This window comes from Prochlorococcus marinus str. MIT 0919 (assembly GCF_027359375.1).
Taxonomy (GTDB): Bacteria; Cyanobacteriota; Cyanobacteriia; order PCC-6307; family Cyanobiaceae; genus Prochlorococcus_D.
In genome coordinates this window covers 20,544-35,110 of record NZ_CP114779.1, presented here as the reverse complement: position 1 = coordinate 35,110, position 14,567 = coordinate 20,544, and the positions used below count along the sequence as shown (strand labels likewise).

Here is a 14,567-nt window from a genome sequence, read left to right as displayed (position 1 = left end):
CGGACTTCAGGTATAGCTTAACTAAAGGAGGGGTTCTTTATCCCTTGCTTTCGATATTATCTCCGAATAATTTGTCACTAGGATCTCTCTTAGCTACAAGAATCATTGCAATTGTTCCATTGCTGTTTTGAGGTTTGCGTCTGTTTAGGTTCTTTAAAGAACTAACAACCATGAAAACAAAGGGAGCAATCATCGCTGTCGCAGCAATTAGTGCAAAAATTTGAGTTGGCTTGACAACAGATCTCTTGATTAAAGGATCACCACATTGACCACAAACCATTACCCCGTCTGACCTTTGCTTATGAAACTGATAAATGGGTGAGCAATAAGGGCAATAGTATCGACTCATCAGGACAGCTCGCTTTCTTTCTAATTTAGGTTTTCGATGTCCTTTAGTAACTGTCCTGGTAACAAGTAATCGCTTCTTGTTTTGATCTTTTCACTTTCAAAGAGCTTGCAACCAGTGCTCATCGTCTTGAATGAACTAGTCTTTCCTAGTGTGGATTTTCCCGAATTTCTTTAAAGCCCATTGGTGAAGATAAAACTTTTGTGTTCGGTTGAGAATCAATGGTTCATTCCTTTTATTTCGAATAACTTGCAAAGCTATATATGCTTGAAGACCTAAAAAAGCAACTAGGAGTAAAAAGAGAGCTGTCAATGCTTGACTCCAGGCAAATATAAAACCCAATTAATTAGGCTTTTTTAAATATGGCATCAAACCCTAGGTAGTTCAAAATAATTCATTCTTCGTCTTCTTTTTCTTCTCTTTGAATATGGAACTCAATCCTCATATTCATTCCAAAAAAAAGAATAATCATTCCAACTACAGGTCCCCAAAGAGAGAGATGTCGTACTTGTTGAGGTGATTGAAAGATTTCAGGAATCATTTCTTAATTTTGGGCTGAACCCTCAAGGCAGCAAAGTAGGGATTTCCCTTTGTACTAGCAAAAGAATTTTTTTTGCCTAATGCTGAGGACGCATAGGCATACCTTCTAAATTGAATTTCAAGAGCATTGTTCCAAATCATGCAGTAGTTACCTTTTTGCAAATTGAGGCATCTAAAAAACAAATTCGGTCACAGGGTGAAATCTGTGAGTAAAGGCTTGGCAAGCATTTAGATGTTGCGCTTTGATATCAAGCAGGTAAAAATTTATTTTTACTCGGATCTATCCAATCCCTGGAAAATTAAAGGGAAGCTTGTCCAATTGAACTACTAGGTATTCATGAATGACTGGAATACGCAATAAAGCCAAAGGGATAACAATATTAAGGACAATCCAAGCCCCACCAATTATTGGAGCCCATTTACCGAACCTTTTGAGAAAACCTCTTTGTTTTTTCTCTTCTGTCATGGACTTACAAAAACACACATCATTTATTGTTTCTACCTCATCATTACAAAGCAACCAACCCGAAAAAAAATGATAAAAAAACGAAGTGACGACCCAATAATACTTTTGATATTGCGTTATTATTAAAAAATAAAATTTCCAGACAATTCTTAACCCAAGAGGAATGTCACTGATTATGCATTTGCAAGAAGCATGGAAGTATTAGACGACCTTGTAATTAAATCTAATAAGAGTTCTACATAATGAGAAAGCTGCTAAGAGTATTAGAACTATCTAAGCAAATAAAAAAAAGCACAGACGACATAATTGCCATCTGCGCATTGCTTGACATTCCAGCGACTTCAAGAATTAGTTGTCTAACAGAAGAAAACGCTCAGAAGATCATCGGGTACTACAAAGAGACTACTTAGCTGCTACAGCTTTGGTTGCTCTTCTTGCACGTCTAGCCTTCCTTGGCTTAGCTGCTGCTAAAGGTGAAGCTTTCTTTTCTACAGATTTCTTAGTAACTGTTTTTTTAGCTGCAGTTTTTTTAGCTGCAGACTTCTTCACAACAGCTTTCTTAACAGCACGCTTCTTAGGGGCTGCTTTCGAGACACCTGATCCTTTGCGTGTGCGATGAGCAACGATTAAAGCCCATTCTTCGGAAGAAACATTGGCAGGCTTGTTGCCGTGCACTTCAGCTGACTTGGCAGCCTTCTCGATGTCCTTAATAAGATTCTTCCAAGAAGCTGCATAGCGCTTGTCAGATTGAGACTTTGCACCGCTTTCGACAAGAGTTTCAACTACACCTTGTGCAGTTACTTTTTTACGACGACGGTTAAAGATCTCCTTCTGAAGAGTGGCTATCATTGCCTCAGCCTTGGCTGAAACTTTGATGGTTAGTTGAGACATATTGAGTAGTTAAGTCCACTTTCTACATCTATCACAGATAGGGTAAGAATTACAAATGAAGACAAGGTCAGCGACATATTAGAGATTTACAATGAGACTCCATAACTACTTGCTATTTCCTCTATATCCTCAATTGAAAGTTCTTGAAAGTAATGACATAGACTCTGATAGGTATTGAGATGTTCGCTAAAAGAATTCAAATTATCCTCAGGGCAACTATGCATCGCTAAAGAGATTATGAAAGCAAGTTGATCTTTAATCATCTTTTAAGCTACTTCGGGACAAAAACCATATTGATCCTCAGAACCTGTATGCCATAAAGGACATCTACAGGTCAAATGCGATCCTTGGGGGATAAGCTTATGGTGGGCACGGCATGTAAGTAGTGATTTGGAATACATATCGCATGCATAGCCAAAATATTGGCAAGTCATGCAAACGCAAGCTGAACGTGACATCCTGAGTGTTCCTTCTTCGAGATAGCCCCAACCTTCTTCTTCGGCGCATTTTTTGTTTGGTAGTACTTTTTGGGAGTTAAGCGAATGCATTGACCAATACCGATAGGAGAGGCTACTACAGGGCTCCAATCAGATGCCCTAAAAACGGCATAAGGTGAGGAAGCTGGAGCCATGTATCTTCTTTAGTAGTACAGGTATACTACTAGTTAACTATCGTACTTGTCAACAAGTCGAGCAAGAACCATCCCAAGGAGGAGCGCTGCTAGCGAGACTCCTTTTGCTAAAAGTCTTCAGTCAAAAGTTCGCATAGGAGGACAAGGAATTCTTTGTCTTAATGGTTTGTTGACTATTTTCGTTTACCAATATCGCAAGGAATGTAGCTACTGTTGAAGGTTACTAGTGCGACATACTCTCAGGAATGAATTGATCATTCAGTGTAATTTCACCTAGGCAAATCCACTACAAGGACATAACAATACTGATCATTAGCTATAAATAGTTAACCAGGTTGCAAATAAATTCATGCAGAAGCATTGAGAGAACTCATATGATTGTTCGTCATATTTGAGGCATCCTGTTCTCACTATTAAGTTCTAACTCTGTGAAGGCAGAATTAATATAAAGAGTTAAAAAGCCATAATTTGCTATTCATGCTTCAATAGCAAGCCTACAAACCGTTTATTTCTTTGAGTTATGGATTGGAATTCAGCTAGAACGCATTGTATTGAGCGTAATTGGGAATGGTCTTTAGCGTTAATAAACGAGGCAGAAAGAGAAGTTCAAGAGCTAGAAAAGAAGCTAAAAAAATGCGAAGATCAGCAGAAAGCTTATCGTTTATATGATGCATGCAACTACTAATGAAAAATTTTCTTGCCAATGAGAGGTCTAAATGGATACTTGTGATTGGAGCATTCGCAATAGGGACTAGTTTTACTGCAAGAAACGTCATACCCTATCCAACTGAATGCATTAGCGAAGAAATGGCATACCACTCCCCACAAGTAGAAATTGCCAAACGTCATTAATTTAGAGATTAGTCATTTTATAACGTAATGACTCTTGCAACTAGCTAAAATTTGATTCAGAGCCAAACAAAACTATTAATTTATCTCCAACGTTAATTTCTTAGAAGCAATCGAAATTAGCGTTTCTCAAAACAGGTGTTTTTGCTCTTGGAGTCTTTCAAAGTTCTTGCTAGAAAGTTGAAAGGAGTCCAAGCTCAAAGGTTGACAAATAAGGGCTGGACTCAAAGGGGGGCATCTCAATACCCCCCCTTCTTCATGCAAAAGAGAAATGAATCTAATCAAAACCGTTGTAATTTGTCTTGGCATTGGCTGGTTATTATCAAAGGCTTTTTTATTCATACTTATCCAAATGGGTTCAAGCAATGCTGTGCTTTGGTCGCAATAAACCCCAAAATGCATTGCATCAATTTATAAACGAGTATTCTTTTTAAAAAACCATATTTAAAAATCAAACCCACAAAAGATTTCTAAAGTTCTTGTCACTCAAAAAATGTAGAGTTCAGTAGAAAGTCAAATTGTTAGTATTCATCCTCTGGGTAAAAGCTCCAAAGGATGACTCCTATTGCAATAGCAATTGCAGCTAATCCAGCCCATCCAAAGAATTTATTTTCTGTAAACAAATTAGTGAGCATAGAGACTTCACTATATTGTGCTTCCATCTGGTTTTGATAGGTATCAACTACCAAGAAAAAAGCATTTTTCATTAAGGAGCATTCATTAGAGTATCTCATCCATTCTGCCAGTTCGATTAAACCCCAAAGCACAAAAGAGAAAATAAACTCATTACTGCATAAGGCCTTTGATAATCATTTTAAATTACTAGAGATCAAAAATGCTATCTTTCATTCCTTAATGCGATATAGTTATTGCATTAAAAAGAATAATTTATGACATTTAAAGATAAGATTCTTACAAAAATGTTCACCACAGAAGGTACAGAAAAGAATCGGGAAGGTGGAGTTGAGCCTATGAAACCTGACAAAATACTACCATTAGTTCGCATAGCAATAACAGCTCTCATAGCAGTTATTTGTATAGCGCCTATTGCTATAAATATAATTAAACAAGGAGGTTTTTAAATAAGCTCTAAATCTTTACAAGCCATATAGACAGAAATTGCATAAGAGAATTCGGTAGCATAGCTTTATAATATTTTGAATAAGTTTAATATGAATATTACAACTATTAATCCAGCTCTATTTGTAATCTATGATTCTAACTTTTAGAGTCCATAGATTTTAATCATTCCAGCTCTACAACAAATGCACTCCTAATCAAAAGGAAAATAGTTTATAGCTAAAATAGTTAATTTTTCATTTCTGGTTCTTGTCTCAATACCTATTGCCTGGCTAGAAAATTTCCCCGCCAAAGATTCTTTAGATTGGAAACAGCTTGAACTATCTATTCCAAACCTATCAAAGGCAGGCAACCACCCAAATCAAACAAAGATAGATTAATTAAATATTTCATTAAATAAGCATCAAAAAAGCCGTTTAAAAATGCGGCTTTTCTGATGCTTGTAAATAAGAATGCTTCAGCAATACCTATTTCTTGACGACTGCTGGATAAATATCCTTAGCATAGAAACTGGTATAGCCTTCTTTAGCCCTCCAACGGAAAAGGACTATATGCACTGGTATAACAAACAAAGCATGAAAAAAAGTAAGTAGGTAGAAATCCCATGGGACTCCTGGTTGGCCATACATTGCGAAGAGATTTAATAAGTGCATTGCTAAATGGTTCTGCCTTTAAAACATAGTTTGACGCAATTTCGTTTATTAGCAGAATCATTTGTGAAAAGTTAATGCCTTTTAAATAATTAAGTCTTCTTAAGGGTGCAACGACTATCCAATCTTGGAGCAATCTCAACGCTTCTTAAGATAAGCAAAATTTCATAGTGACTTTACTTTCTTTAAAAGTTCCTCATCGATCTCTAAAGGGGTTAAGCCTTTACAAGGTTGGGGAATCTCTGAACTCCTATCATCCCAAGGATCCAAGCCAATCTGATTGTTGTCAATCTCATTCAGCTTTCTTTGGACTGCAAGGCCTTTCCATTTAAGCCACATGTCACTAAGCATGAGCGTCTGACTATTACTTTTAGCTCCTTCATCAAGCAATTTAATTTGGTAAGGCTTGAGATTAGGATTCCATTCCTTGAATTCTTCTTTCCAATTCTCATCGTTCATACTCTTAACTTGAATTCTTATCTAATAATCCTTTAGATAAAAGCATATGCAAGTGCTTGCTTTGCGATTTCTACAAAAAAAGGACTGGCAAAATGCCAGCCCTGTGAAAATCTGATTGAAAAGTTTTTATCTAGTTTGAAGTCTTAAGGGCCTCTATCTAGACAAACAAGCATTTACAAAAAAGTTCTGAGATTTATTGAACTTTTAGAAAAGCCTATGTTGCATTACCAAAGTTCAATTTGGCACCTATGTCTTTAAAGTTGTACCCCATGGCACGGAGCGCATGCCAAAGATGACCCTGATATGCAAAGAAACCAGCTATGTAATGGAAATTAGCTGTCCAGCAACGTCCAGAATGGCCTAAAGGGGCTATGCCATTAGAGTAATCAATAGAGTCCACAAAAGCCGGAGCAACTATGAAAGCGCGGTTTAAAGGTTCTCCATAAAATTCAACTGGGAAAACGGTTGTATTTTGAGAAACCCAGAAAGAGGCCACAATAGCCATCCAACCAATACCTGCAAGGCTGAAAGATAGAATTGCTTCGGCAGAAAGCAAACCCTTTCCCTTTAGTTTGTCGTATGAACCAAGGCGTTTGTCTTCCCATTTAGTGGAGCCTGCAATTGCATGAAAACAGCCACCAATAATCTCTACAAATGCCAAGAAAGCATGCCCCCCCATGACATCTTCCAAGCTATCAATACTTAAGAAGTCAACTTGTCTTTCCCAAATCATTGACAAGTCAAGGTTGTAATTAACCTGCCTAACTGCACCAATGGCTGGATCATATATCCCATGTATTCTTGCCCATTCAACAAACCAAGCACAGGCTATGCCAAACAAAATTAAATGGTGACCAAGAATAAAAGTTTGGTTGTCAGGGTTGTCCCATTCCAACTTAAACTTTCTAGCTTGAGCAACATTGCTCTTCTGCATATCATCTGGGAAATAAATGGCATGCATTAAACCTCCTGCTCCATAAACCATAGAGAGGATTAAATGAACTATTGCAATAGTTAATACACCTGCCCCAGTCCAAACACCTGCTTCGTCAAAACCAACTCCAATGGTTGCTAGGTGAGGGAGGAATATTAACCCCTGATCACCCATAGGCAAGGAGGGATCAAAACGTGAAAGCTCAAACAAAGTGTTTGAACCGGCGCCAAAGGCAATCAAGCCAGTGTGGGCAGCATGCGAGGCAATAAATCGACCAGAAAGATTGGTAACTGAAGCATTACCAGCCCAATAGTCATAAGTGACATCTGGATTACCGTAGGTCTGCATAATCTTTTTTTGTGCGAAAACGGCGTTATACCTCACGAACACTACATGCAGCCAAATAAATATCTACAGAATAGTTAAAGGTCTTTATCTTTATTAGTTTGTCAATCTTCAGTTGACATTGCTTTTCTTTTATTAAACCTCATGTAAAGTCCCTCTGCGCGGGTTTAGCAAAGTGGCAACCTGCGGTTATTTATAAAAAGCTATTCATCCGAATTCCAATGATTGATCCTAACCACCTTCTTGATTTTGCAACCCAACTTCCTCATCCTTCGGACATAGGGATCATAAAGCCCTCAGGAGGTTTCAATTTGGGTCCAGCACTTTGTGGGTTGGGTGCATTTTTTGGGATGAGTCAATTCTTCTATTACGCAAGGCAAGAAGAGGAGTGATTTCTCAAAGGCTATATAAGTTATAAACAGTAGATCTGAGTTTCTAGCAAACAATCAAAGCTATAGCCCTCCTTCTGTTTATTTATAAAGTGAATGGATTGGCAAGTCCCATCAGATATTCATCTTCTAGATTTGCTTGTCCTAGAGGGTAAGTAGGTATATGTTTTGCTTGCTATTAGAGCGAACTTATCTAAGTAGCCTAAGTCACCTGATAAAATCACCTCATCCTAATTCAACTGTATGTAAAAAATATTTTGAAATCTAAGAAAATATTTCTAGCTTGCAACTATCTTTTAGGTGAATACAGAATATTTTCCTCATGAATGATTATATGAACAGATTCAAGCAAGTTTTCCTTATCCCTTTGGTTGTTTTTGCTCTAGTAATATTTGCTTCATCAGCAAGTGCATATGAAAAAGAACAACTGGTAGATTGTATTGCTAGCGCAAAAGAGAACATTGCAATTAAAGGTGTTTCTGAGAATTCTATAGAAAATTACTGTGATTGTGCCCTAGAGCTCATAGTGGACAAAAACAAAAACGTGCAAGAGTCAGGGTATGAGTGTGCTGTCAAAAGTTTTGAATAATAATTAATAAGGGAATTCCATTTACTACTCCCAGCCAGGCTTTCCAGCCATATATATCACTTCAACATTAACAAGACTCGCTTTAAGAGGGATCGTAACCAAGAGAGTTTTCAAGTCAAATAGCTATATCCATTAGGAAGTGAAAAGCCTACTAATGTATTGTGTGACTATGATTGAAATTAAAACGATTGCTTGGATTGGAGGATCATTTATTGTTTTTTTCTCCTTTGTCTTTATATACGTGATCCAAATAAAGATTCAAAAATGGAAGGATAAAAGGATTTCACCGCTTCCATTAGAAGGATTCTTATCGATAACAAGCTATTGCTCAATACTTGCTGGATTCACAATAATGTTTACAGGCGTACTCGAAATATTTACTTTCTCTCCCTTTAATTCATTTGTATCCTCATTAATACTGGCTTTTGCAACCGGTGCTCCCATGTGGGGCGTTGTAAGGGGTTTATTAAAAGAGATTGAGAAAGGAGAGCTTAAAGAAATCGTTCCAGAAAAGAGTGCTTAAGGAACAAAATAAAGTTCTCAAAGTTAATTTGTTTGATTTGGACCAATTGCCAAGGAATATTTTACTTTCAACCTGGTTTGATGTTCCTTGCCTAATTTTTATTTTTGCTGCCCCTTTTACTTCACTTGATATACCTTTGAGCGGCCATTACACTTTCTAACAGCCCAAGAAATAGGTGCTTTTTCAATTTGTTGTTCTACACAAATACTTTGATAATTAGCCCATTTAGCTAGAGGACGTAAACTCACAACAATCAAAGCAAGGCAGAAAGCACAAATAACTAGAGCAAATCCCGAGAGGATTTTGATCCAATCAAGTTTAGCTTCTTCTTTAAGATCAGCCATTAAAGTTGAATTAGCGGAATGACTATTCTCTACACAATATTTTGGTAAACCCCTTTTGCAACAAACTAAACTAATTATAAAAATTAATCTTGAAATATTGCCTATTAAAGGAAAAAGGATTATTTCAACGCAATTGGCTCATTCATTTAGGTAACACATCATAGAAAACTTGCCTTGAAGTTAAATTCAATTAAACATAGCCCTTGTTAATAATTTCTTAAAGAGAGAAACTTGGAGAGTAGTCATTCCAAATTCAATGCCATCTTTTGTGAATTTGTTGTTATACGTCATGGCAGGAAGTGCCTTAGGTGCTGTTCTTCTCCTCACAGGCATTCCAGCCGCTCCACTCTTGGGAGCAATCCTAGGAGCCGGCTTATTAAGCGTTAGTGGCCAACTAGAAGTAGCCGCATGGCCTTTAGGTACAAAAACAGTTTTAGGAATTGGTATAGGAACAGTTATTGGAACTGGAATTAATAGGGATACACTTGGGGAATTGCAATCTCTTTGGAAACCTGCGTTAGTTATAACCTTTACTTTATTGCTAACAGGAATTGTTGTTGGATTATTGATTAGTAAATACTTAGGCGTAGAAAAAGTCGTTGCCATTTTAGGAGCAGCTCCTGGAGGGACTATAGGCATGAGCCTTGTTGGCGCCGAGTTCGGCGTAGGCGCAGCTGTGGCAGCACTACACGCTGTAAGATTAATCACAGTACTCCTTTTAATACCTGCGGTATTAAATTTCCTTGACCCCTCAAGAAGCATTGGTTTGACAAAGTAATTTTGTCTTTTTTGTAAGGGATATATATATATATATATATATATATATATATATATATATTCTGAGAAAGATCTTGAACTATGATTGATTAAAAAGCTGCATATTTACAAATACTTCCAATCTATTTAATTAGCTCAATATTCATCTTCGAATCATTCCAAATCTTACCTAGATAGCTAATTAAATTAACGCAAGTACCAATCAGGGTCAATAAGATCTCTCCCACAAAAATAAGCTGCAGAGATAGAAAGAGTTAAAAATAATATATTTCTAAGCCAGTTCATTGCTGGTTAAAATAGAAGGAATTACAAAAATCATCAACATTTTTTTCAGTATTTAAACCTGTTTTTTTGGAAATCACTCCCCTCTTCAAGACAAGCTTTGAAGATATTTTTGAATTTTGAGATAGTTCATCTTTTTCTTTTGTGAGTGCATAGTATTCCCTGCAAAAATTAGAGAGTTCTTTTTCTCGACTAAAGGGTATGAGCTGGACGGCTATTACGCAAAGGGCCATGCAATTGACAAAGAGAAAAGCCTTCTGAAATGAATCACCCATTTTTTATCTTCTTGGGAATGAACTTAAGTGACTAATGATAGTTAGGCAGCCCTAAGATTTTTCTTTTCCTCATCACAGAAATCTGAAATAATCTTTACGGCTCTTGGATTGATTTTGTTGTAATACTTGAATGACCTTATTCTCGCGGCACCATCTAAAAAGAGATCATCAATGATTACATCAAATTTATTAGGAGTCATTTTAAAAGGGTGAGGGCTCCAAACGTAACCTCCTCAAGCAATCATTCAAGTAAGTCTTTACACCTATTTTTGCAACCCTAGAAGTAATACAAGAATGCAAGAGGTTTTCTTAAAGCAGTATGAAGAAAGAAGGATCAAATTTTGACTCACTAAGGAATTTATAACGATTTTGGAAATGGTTAATTTCAAAAGACTAGTTCTTTATGCGTTAAATATCTAATAGGATTTAATTGATTTAGCCCCTAGCTGAATCTCTAATTCCATTTTCCTCTCCAAAAGTCTACTTTCGCTACTTATAAATTTTATTCCCAGCCAAGCGACTCCTAAGCCAACAATAGAAGGAAAACCAATTTTAGAAATTTTCGAAAGACTATTCATTGACGCAATCTTTCTTAGATACTACAAACGAAATAATTTCAGGGCCAATAAGCTAACAATTAGTCAAAGAAGTTCAACGGGAAGGGGCCTAAAGTATCTGCATTTTTAGATTCTTCATTATATTGACATCCCAAAAGAATGCCTTCTCCTAATCCAAACTCAATGCGGACATGAATATCTCCGGTTTTTTGATTCGCTTTCAGGAATACTGGTCCATTTTCCTTTACTTGGGTCACTAATTTCATCGCAGTCCAATTAAACCTATTTTCCATTGTTTTTAAAGCAATAATTGCCTGCATAGACGATGAAGCCATTATCCCTACAGTGAACCAATCAGCCTTATTAAGGTATGGAGCTAATTCGTTTAACAATTTAATCTTTTGGTTTTCATGAAGCACTGGAGCAGAATTAATTCTTCTAAGATCACTGAGGAAGTTAATCTCTTGTTGTTTCATAGCTGAAGGGCCTCATCTCTGAACATATTTTGCTCTAGCTATCACTTCCTGACTAGTAAAATTTAAAAGTTAATCACAGATGAAAAAATTTCAAACTCTTTTTTATATTTTGAAGATTTTAGTTATTTAATAAGTTTTAAGCAATTATTTCTATTAGGAATCATATGTCTTGCAAGTTTGAGCTGTTGGATATTTTGCACATTCCCTCTGCCAAAATTCATCATGTGTTTCAGCTGGAATTTCATATAAAAAGTCATGCATTCTACCAATATCACTGATGAAATTTTGGATAACAGTGAAAGGAGTAAAAAACAATTTCATAATCCTCCTATTCGAACATTTTCTTTCTAAATGATTTTAATTGTTTTTTAAACCTCGGTTCTTACGCAAGTATTCTTACTCGGTTCTCAGAATAAGGCTTGAAGTTTCAAAAGAAAAGAAAAAAGATTTCTTCCAAAGAAGCCATTTCAGCAGCTCTTGCATTCCAAGACTTTGCCCTTAATGCATTGGGGAATCGATTGTGCCAATCCCTAAGTTGCCGCAATTTTTAGTTGCATTCTTAATATTGAATGGACCAGTCATGAAAGCCCTGCTAAATCTAAAAAGTAACAACTAATACTTTTCGGGTTACTTCACATGATTACTGACAATCTCACACAGATCCTTCTTGCTGCAATTCTTGTCTCATCAACTTACGACAAGAATGAGCCTGTAATAAAGTGGGGAGGAATTATTATTGCTGTTGGCGCTGTAGTCTCAGCAATATTTGGTTAAGGCTCTCATATTCATACAAATAAAAGCTAAAGCAAAATAAATGCTTTTGGCCCTTATTTAAATTCTCCACAAAGATTTTCAAATCACAAGGAACTCTTAAATCCCACCAAAACACGGATTTATGTACTAAGTCAAAACTAGGCTTGCACAAATCTATCAATAACCAAGGTAGGTTCCAGCAGGCTCCTTACTTTCAGGATGATTTTTCAAAGAGCCTATTTTTTCCAGCTTACCCTTTAAAATCTGAACATTTTAGAGTGACCTCTTGGAATTTTTAATTTTCAAATATGGCTAATGTATAGTGCCTTGTCACAACAACCGTAACTAATCAAGAAGGATTTAATGAATATGTTCAAGACTTTTCCTCTTAGATTCAGTTAATGGGTGGATCTATCTTTGCTAAAGACCTCGGGCCCAAAACAGTTGAAGAGCAAGTAGAGGAATTAGCCGTGATTATTCAATTTCCATCACAAGAAATTTACCAGAGAGCAGATTAGAAAGAATTGAGCACATTACGGTGATCCAATACCACTGACACAAATATCACCATCATGAATGGATCTACAACTAATTAAAGACTAGGAATATTTTAAAATAGTCTTAATTCTGGCAAAAAAAGATTAATCTTAGCTACTTTATAGATAGTTTCATTACGGAGGTGATCCATTGTCGTATCTACCGATCGGTCAAGAGTCAATGGGGATTAAATCAGTTGAGGTCTCAATGACTCACGCCTTGAAAGGTTTCATAATTAATAGGTTTATATAGGTTCTCTATAAAGACCTATTAATTAAAGAGTTGATTACTTTGTAATCAACTCTTTTTTTTATTTACTCTCGAGCTGAGAACTCTCAGCTTCTTGTCGATAAATCTTTTTTCTAATTCTATAAGCCTTGTGAAGCAGGCCTACAGCTTCCTTTCTCCCTACTGCCTCTTCAGCCTGGAGCATTAATTCAGCATATTCAATATTTAATAGTTTTTTAGCCATCAATACTCCTTTGGTATGTTGTGTTAATGAATTGGACTAACCAATATCACTTCTGCTTGAGAGTTTTATCCCTAGCTTTATCTCTAATGAGATCCATAGAACATAACACATTGCTTGCTAAATAGAAGTAAATAACCAAACAAAATAATAGTTTTAATATTTAAATCAAGATCAGCATGCATTCTCTAAACAGCTGTGGCTCAACAAGTGTTGATCGCATGATAAGAAAAGTAAAATGAGCTTTGACTGTATTTAATAAGAATCTTGACACCAGCAAAAACTCTTATGAAGTAGATCTATGAACAAAACTTAAAAACGGCATTAAATTAGACAGTCATCCTTCAACGGATTAATGTTGAAGTATTTATAACATTATTTAGTCTAGATTATTGAGGATAATTTATAGAAGATTATGTACTGGAAAGAGAAGCTAATCCATGAAGCATACGAGTGGTGGAAAAATCACCGAAAAATAATTACGTTTAGTGCGGTATTAATTATCTTTGGTTGGTATATCAATCCAGTCATAAAGCAAGCTCGTATACACAACGAAAAAGAAAAGAGTATTTGGCTAATTATTCATAGCAGTGCAAATGAAAGTTCTTTTAGTGCAAAAATAGAAATGAAAGGTTTTCCTCAATGTCAAGAGCAAGGGAGACGTTGGAGATCACCTAAAAGATCCTACCTCAGAGAGGGAAACAGGTCGTTTATTTGCCTTGAAGGAAAATAATACGCAAAAGCTAGAATGGACAAGAATCGCGAATTGTGAAGGTTCGAAGTAACTATTAACAAATCTACTTGAGTCTATTTATTAGAAAGTTCTAGACTAAATATTTGATAGAAAATTAATACAAGTATCAATGTGATTAAATATTTCGAAAACATAGAAATTATAATAAGAAAAAATAAGCGCTGTTGAAAGTGGAGAAAAAACCAAAATACAAAACATTAGATCTACTTTATGATATTGCTTATATAGCCGTCCTTGGAGGCGTTGGTCTTTTTGTTATAGGTTCTGCTCCAGACATACTTAAGGTTGTTCAAAAATTTATCCAATAACAGACTGCAGCAAAGAGTCCGGGCCTAAGCATAGATATTTATAGTCCCAAAAGGAAAGCGATCAGGTATTAATTCGATTCAATAGGATCAATATCAAAACATCCAGCCATTGAAAGCAGCTCTTTAAAAGAGAAGGCATCGAAATAATTATGCACAAGCTGGTAACAAGTGAATCTCTCTTTGAGATCATTACCTCTGTAAATCTGACGAGATATCCTTAAAACGAAATAATGTCTACTCATAACAGCTCTTAATTCTTCATTCAAGATAGTACAGGTATACTACTGGCGCCTTCTTGGCTTGTCAACCAGGTTTTTACGCAATCCTTCGAGAAAGTATAACT

Annotated in this window: 27 protein-coding genes; 11 read left to right on the top strand and 16 right to left on the bottom strand. The window is 36.1% G+C overall.

The annotated features are described in order from the left end of the window. Positions 1-37 precede the first annotated feature (37 nt). The 3 genes from O5635_RS00275 to O5635_RS00265 form a co-directional block, all read right to left on the bottom strand. Entirely contained in the window at positions 38-280 is a 243-nt protein-coding gene (locus O5635_RS00275; RefSeq protein ID WP_241462986.1) for a hypothetical protein, read from the bottom strand. A 460-nt stretch (positions 281-740) separates the two neighbouring features. Then, the gene (locus tag O5635_RS00270) at positions 741-887 is read right to left on the bottom strand and encodes a hypothetical protein (protein WP_193742057.1); all 147 of its coding nucleotides are present in this window, start codon (positions 885-887) and stop codon (positions 741-743) included. Positions 888-1,166: 279 nt separating this feature from the next. After that, positions 1,167-1,352 (bottom strand): hypothetical protein, encoded by a 186-nt coding sequence (locus tag O5635_RS00265; RefSeq protein ID WP_036903876.1) that lies wholly within the window; start codon positions 1,350-1,352, stop codon positions 1,167-1,169. A 242-nt stretch (positions 1,353-1,594) separates the two neighbouring features. Here O5635_RS00265 and O5635_RS00260 point away from each other — a divergent pair, with 242 nt between their 5' ends. After that, positions 1,595-1,762, top strand: coding sequence for a translation initiation factor IF-2 N-terminal domain-containing protein (locus O5635_RS00260; protein WP_072013295.1), 168 nt, complete (start codon positions 1,595-1,597; stop codon positions 1,760-1,762). Here O5635_RS00260 and O5635_RS00255 read toward each other — a convergent pair. The 3 genes from O5635_RS00255 to O5635_RS00245 all read right to left on the bottom strand — a co-directional run bounded on the left by O5635_RS00255 (position 1,755) and on the right by O5635_RS00245 (position 2,791). Continuing rightward, positions 1,755-2,243 carry a hypothetical protein gene (locus tag O5635_RS00255; protein ID WP_269607592.1) on the bottom strand — a complete coding sequence of 163 codons (489 nt, stop codon included), beginning with the start codon at positions 2,241-2,243 and terminating at the stop codon, positions 1,755-1,757. The two genes, O5635_RS00260 and O5635_RS00255, sit on opposite strands and share 8 nt — an antisense overlap. A gap of 86 nt (positions 2,244-2,329) precedes the next feature. After that, positions 2,330-2,506, bottom strand: a complete 177-nt coding sequence (locus O5635_RS00250; protein WP_193741994.1) for a hypothetical protein — start codon at positions 2,504-2,506, stop codon at positions 2,330-2,332. Between the two features lie 3 nt (positions 2,507-2,509). Further along, a complete protein-coding gene (locus tag O5635_RS00245; RefSeq protein ID WP_072013249.1) occupies positions 2,510-2,791 on the bottom strand; it encodes a galactose oxidase in 282 nt (93 codons plus the stop codon). 603 nt (positions 2,792-3,394) lie between these two features. On the opposite strand from O5635_RS00245, the gene O5635_RS00240 reads away from it, so the two are divergent. Continuing rightward, the gene (locus O5635_RS00240) at positions 3,395-3,559 is read left to right on the top strand and encodes a hypothetical protein (RefSeq protein WP_193741995.1); all 165 of its coding nucleotides are present in this window, start codon (positions 3,395-3,397) and stop codon (positions 3,557-3,559) included. Continuing rightward, positions 3,559-3,726: a hypothetical protein gene (locus tag O5635_RS00235; RefSeq protein ID WP_193741996.1), complete on the top strand. Its 168-nt coding sequence runs from the start codon at positions 3,559-3,561 to the stop codon at positions 3,724-3,726. Before O5635_RS00240 ends, O5635_RS00235 begins: the two co-directional genes overlap by 1 nt. A gap of 518 nt (positions 3,727-4,244) precedes the next feature. Here the strand turns inward: O5635_RS00235 and O5635_RS00230 are convergent. Continuing rightward, positions 4,245-4,430 (bottom strand): hypothetical protein, encoded by a 186-nt coding sequence (locus tag O5635_RS00230; RefSeq protein WP_036901883.1) that lies wholly within the window; start codon positions 4,428-4,430, stop codon positions 4,245-4,247. A 213-nt stretch (positions 4,431-4,643) separates the two neighbouring features. Between O5635_RS00230 and O5635_RS00225 the strand changes: the two genes are divergently transcribed. Next, positions 4,644-4,805, top strand: coding sequence for a hypothetical protein (locus tag O5635_RS00225; protein WP_193741997.1), 162 nt, complete (start codon positions 4,644-4,646; stop codon positions 4,803-4,805). A 465-nt stretch (positions 4,806-5,270) separates the two neighbouring features. On the opposite strand, the gene O5635_RS00220 is transcribed toward O5635_RS00225, so the two are convergent. From O5635_RS00220 to O5635_RS00210, 3 genes are all read right to left on the bottom strand, one after another. Further along, on the bottom strand, positions 5,271-5,456 hold the full coding sequence (locus tag O5635_RS00220) for a hypothetical protein (RefSeq protein WP_036901116.1): 186 nt from the start codon (positions 5,454-5,456) through the stop codon (positions 5,271-5,273). Positions 5,457-5,618: 162 nt separating this feature from the next. Then, positions 5,619-5,912, bottom strand: a complete 294-nt coding sequence (locus tag O5635_RS00215) for a hypothetical protein (protein ID WP_036901117.1) — start codon at positions 5,910-5,912, stop codon at positions 5,619-5,621. Between the two features lie 214 nt (positions 5,913-6,126). Beyond that, positions 6,127-7,194 carry a chlorophyll a/b binding light-harvesting protein gene (locus tag O5635_RS00210; protein ID WP_036901118.1) on the bottom strand — a complete coding sequence of 356 codons (1,068 nt, stop codon included), beginning with the start codon at positions 7,192-7,194 and terminating at the stop codon, positions 6,127-6,129. 218 nt (positions 7,195-7,412) lie between these two features. Here O5635_RS00210 and O5635_RS00205 point away from each other — a divergent pair, with 218 nt between their 5' ends. The 3 genes from O5635_RS00205 (at position 7,413) to O5635_RS00195 (ending at position 8,692) form a co-directional block, all read left to right on the top strand. Then, positions 7,413-7,583, top strand: a complete 171-nt coding sequence (locus O5635_RS00205) for a hypothetical protein (protein WP_152557272.1) — start codon at positions 7,413-7,415, stop codon at positions 7,581-7,583. Between the two features lie 331 nt (positions 7,584-7,914). After that, on the top strand, positions 7,915-8,169 hold the full coding sequence (locus O5635_RS00200) for a hypothetical protein (protein WP_036901886.1): 255 nt from the start codon (positions 7,915-7,917) through the stop codon (positions 8,167-8,169). Between the two features lie 169 nt (positions 8,170-8,338). After that, the gene (locus O5635_RS00195; protein WP_036901119.1) at positions 8,339-8,692 is read left to right on the top strand and encodes a hypothetical protein; all 354 of its coding nucleotides are present in this window, start codon (positions 8,339-8,341) and stop codon (positions 8,690-8,692) included. Positions 8,693-8,808: 116 nt separating this feature from the next. Here the strand turns inward: O5635_RS00195 and O5635_RS00190 are convergent, their stop codons facing one another. Further along, the gene (locus O5635_RS00190) at positions 8,809-9,036 is read right to left on the bottom strand and encodes a hypothetical protein (protein ID WP_036901120.1); all 228 of its coding nucleotides are present in this window, start codon (positions 9,034-9,036) and stop codon (positions 8,809-8,811) included. 256 nt (positions 9,037-9,292) lie between these two features. Between O5635_RS00190 and O5635_RS00185 the strand changes: the two genes are divergently transcribed. Further along, positions 9,293-9,814 carry an AbrB family transcriptional regulator gene (locus O5635_RS00185; RefSeq protein ID WP_036901121.1) on the top strand — a complete coding sequence of 174 codons (522 nt, stop codon included), beginning with the start codon at positions 9,293-9,295 and terminating at the stop codon, positions 9,812-9,814. A gap of 597 nt (positions 9,815-10,411) precedes the next feature. On the opposite strand, the gene O5635_RS00180 is transcribed toward O5635_RS00185, so the two are convergent. The 4 genes from O5635_RS00180 to O5635_RS00165 all read right to left on the bottom strand — a co-directional run bounded on the left by O5635_RS00180 (position 10,412) and on the right by O5635_RS00165 (position 11,724). Beyond that, positions 10,412-10,570: a hypothetical protein gene (locus tag O5635_RS00180; protein WP_193741998.1), complete on the bottom strand. Its 159-nt coding sequence runs from the start codon at positions 10,568-10,570 to the stop codon at positions 10,412-10,414. 216 nt (positions 10,571-10,786) lie between these two features. After that, positions 10,787-10,948 carry a hypothetical protein gene (locus tag O5635_RS00175; RefSeq protein WP_193741999.1) on the bottom strand — a complete coding sequence of 54 codons (162 nt, stop codon included), beginning with the start codon at positions 10,946-10,948 and terminating at the stop codon, positions 10,787-10,789. A gap of 59 nt (positions 10,949-11,007) precedes the next feature. After that, positions 11,008-11,403, bottom strand: coding sequence for a DUF1824 family protein (locus O5635_RS00170; RefSeq protein ID WP_269607584.1), 396 nt, complete (start codon positions 11,401-11,403; stop codon positions 11,008-11,010). Between the two features lie 153 nt (positions 11,404-11,556). Next, positions 11,557-11,724, bottom strand: coding sequence for a hypothetical protein (locus tag O5635_RS00165; protein WP_193742000.1), 168 nt, complete (start codon positions 11,722-11,724; stop codon positions 11,557-11,559). Between the two features lie 315 nt (positions 11,725-12,039). Between O5635_RS00165 and O5635_RS00160 the strand changes: the two genes are divergently transcribed. After that, positions 12,040-12,177 carry a hypothetical protein gene (locus O5635_RS00160; RefSeq protein WP_193742001.1) on the top strand — a complete coding sequence of 46 codons (138 nt, stop codon included), beginning with the start codon at positions 12,040-12,042 and terminating at the stop codon, positions 12,175-12,177. Positions 12,178-13,003: 826 nt separating this feature from the next. On the opposite strand, the gene O5635_RS00155 is transcribed toward O5635_RS00160, so the two are convergent. Next, positions 13,004-13,165 carry a hypothetical protein gene (locus O5635_RS00155; RefSeq protein ID WP_193742002.1) on the bottom strand — a complete coding sequence of 54 codons (162 nt, stop codon included), beginning with the start codon at positions 13,163-13,165 and terminating at the stop codon, positions 13,004-13,006. A gap of 412 nt (positions 13,166-13,577) precedes the next feature. On the opposite strand from O5635_RS00155, the gene O5635_RS00150 reads away from it, so the two are divergent. Continuing rightward, a complete protein-coding gene (locus O5635_RS00150; protein WP_052042704.1) occupies positions 13,578-13,895 on the top strand; it encodes a hypothetical protein in 318 nt (105 codons plus the stop codon). Between the two features lie 191 nt (positions 13,896-14,086). Then, positions 14,087-14,224 (top strand): hypothetical protein, encoded by a 138-nt coding sequence (locus tag O5635_RS00145; protein WP_193742003.1) that lies wholly within the window; start codon positions 14,087-14,089, stop codon positions 14,222-14,224. Positions 14,225-14,567 lie beyond the last annotated feature (343 nt).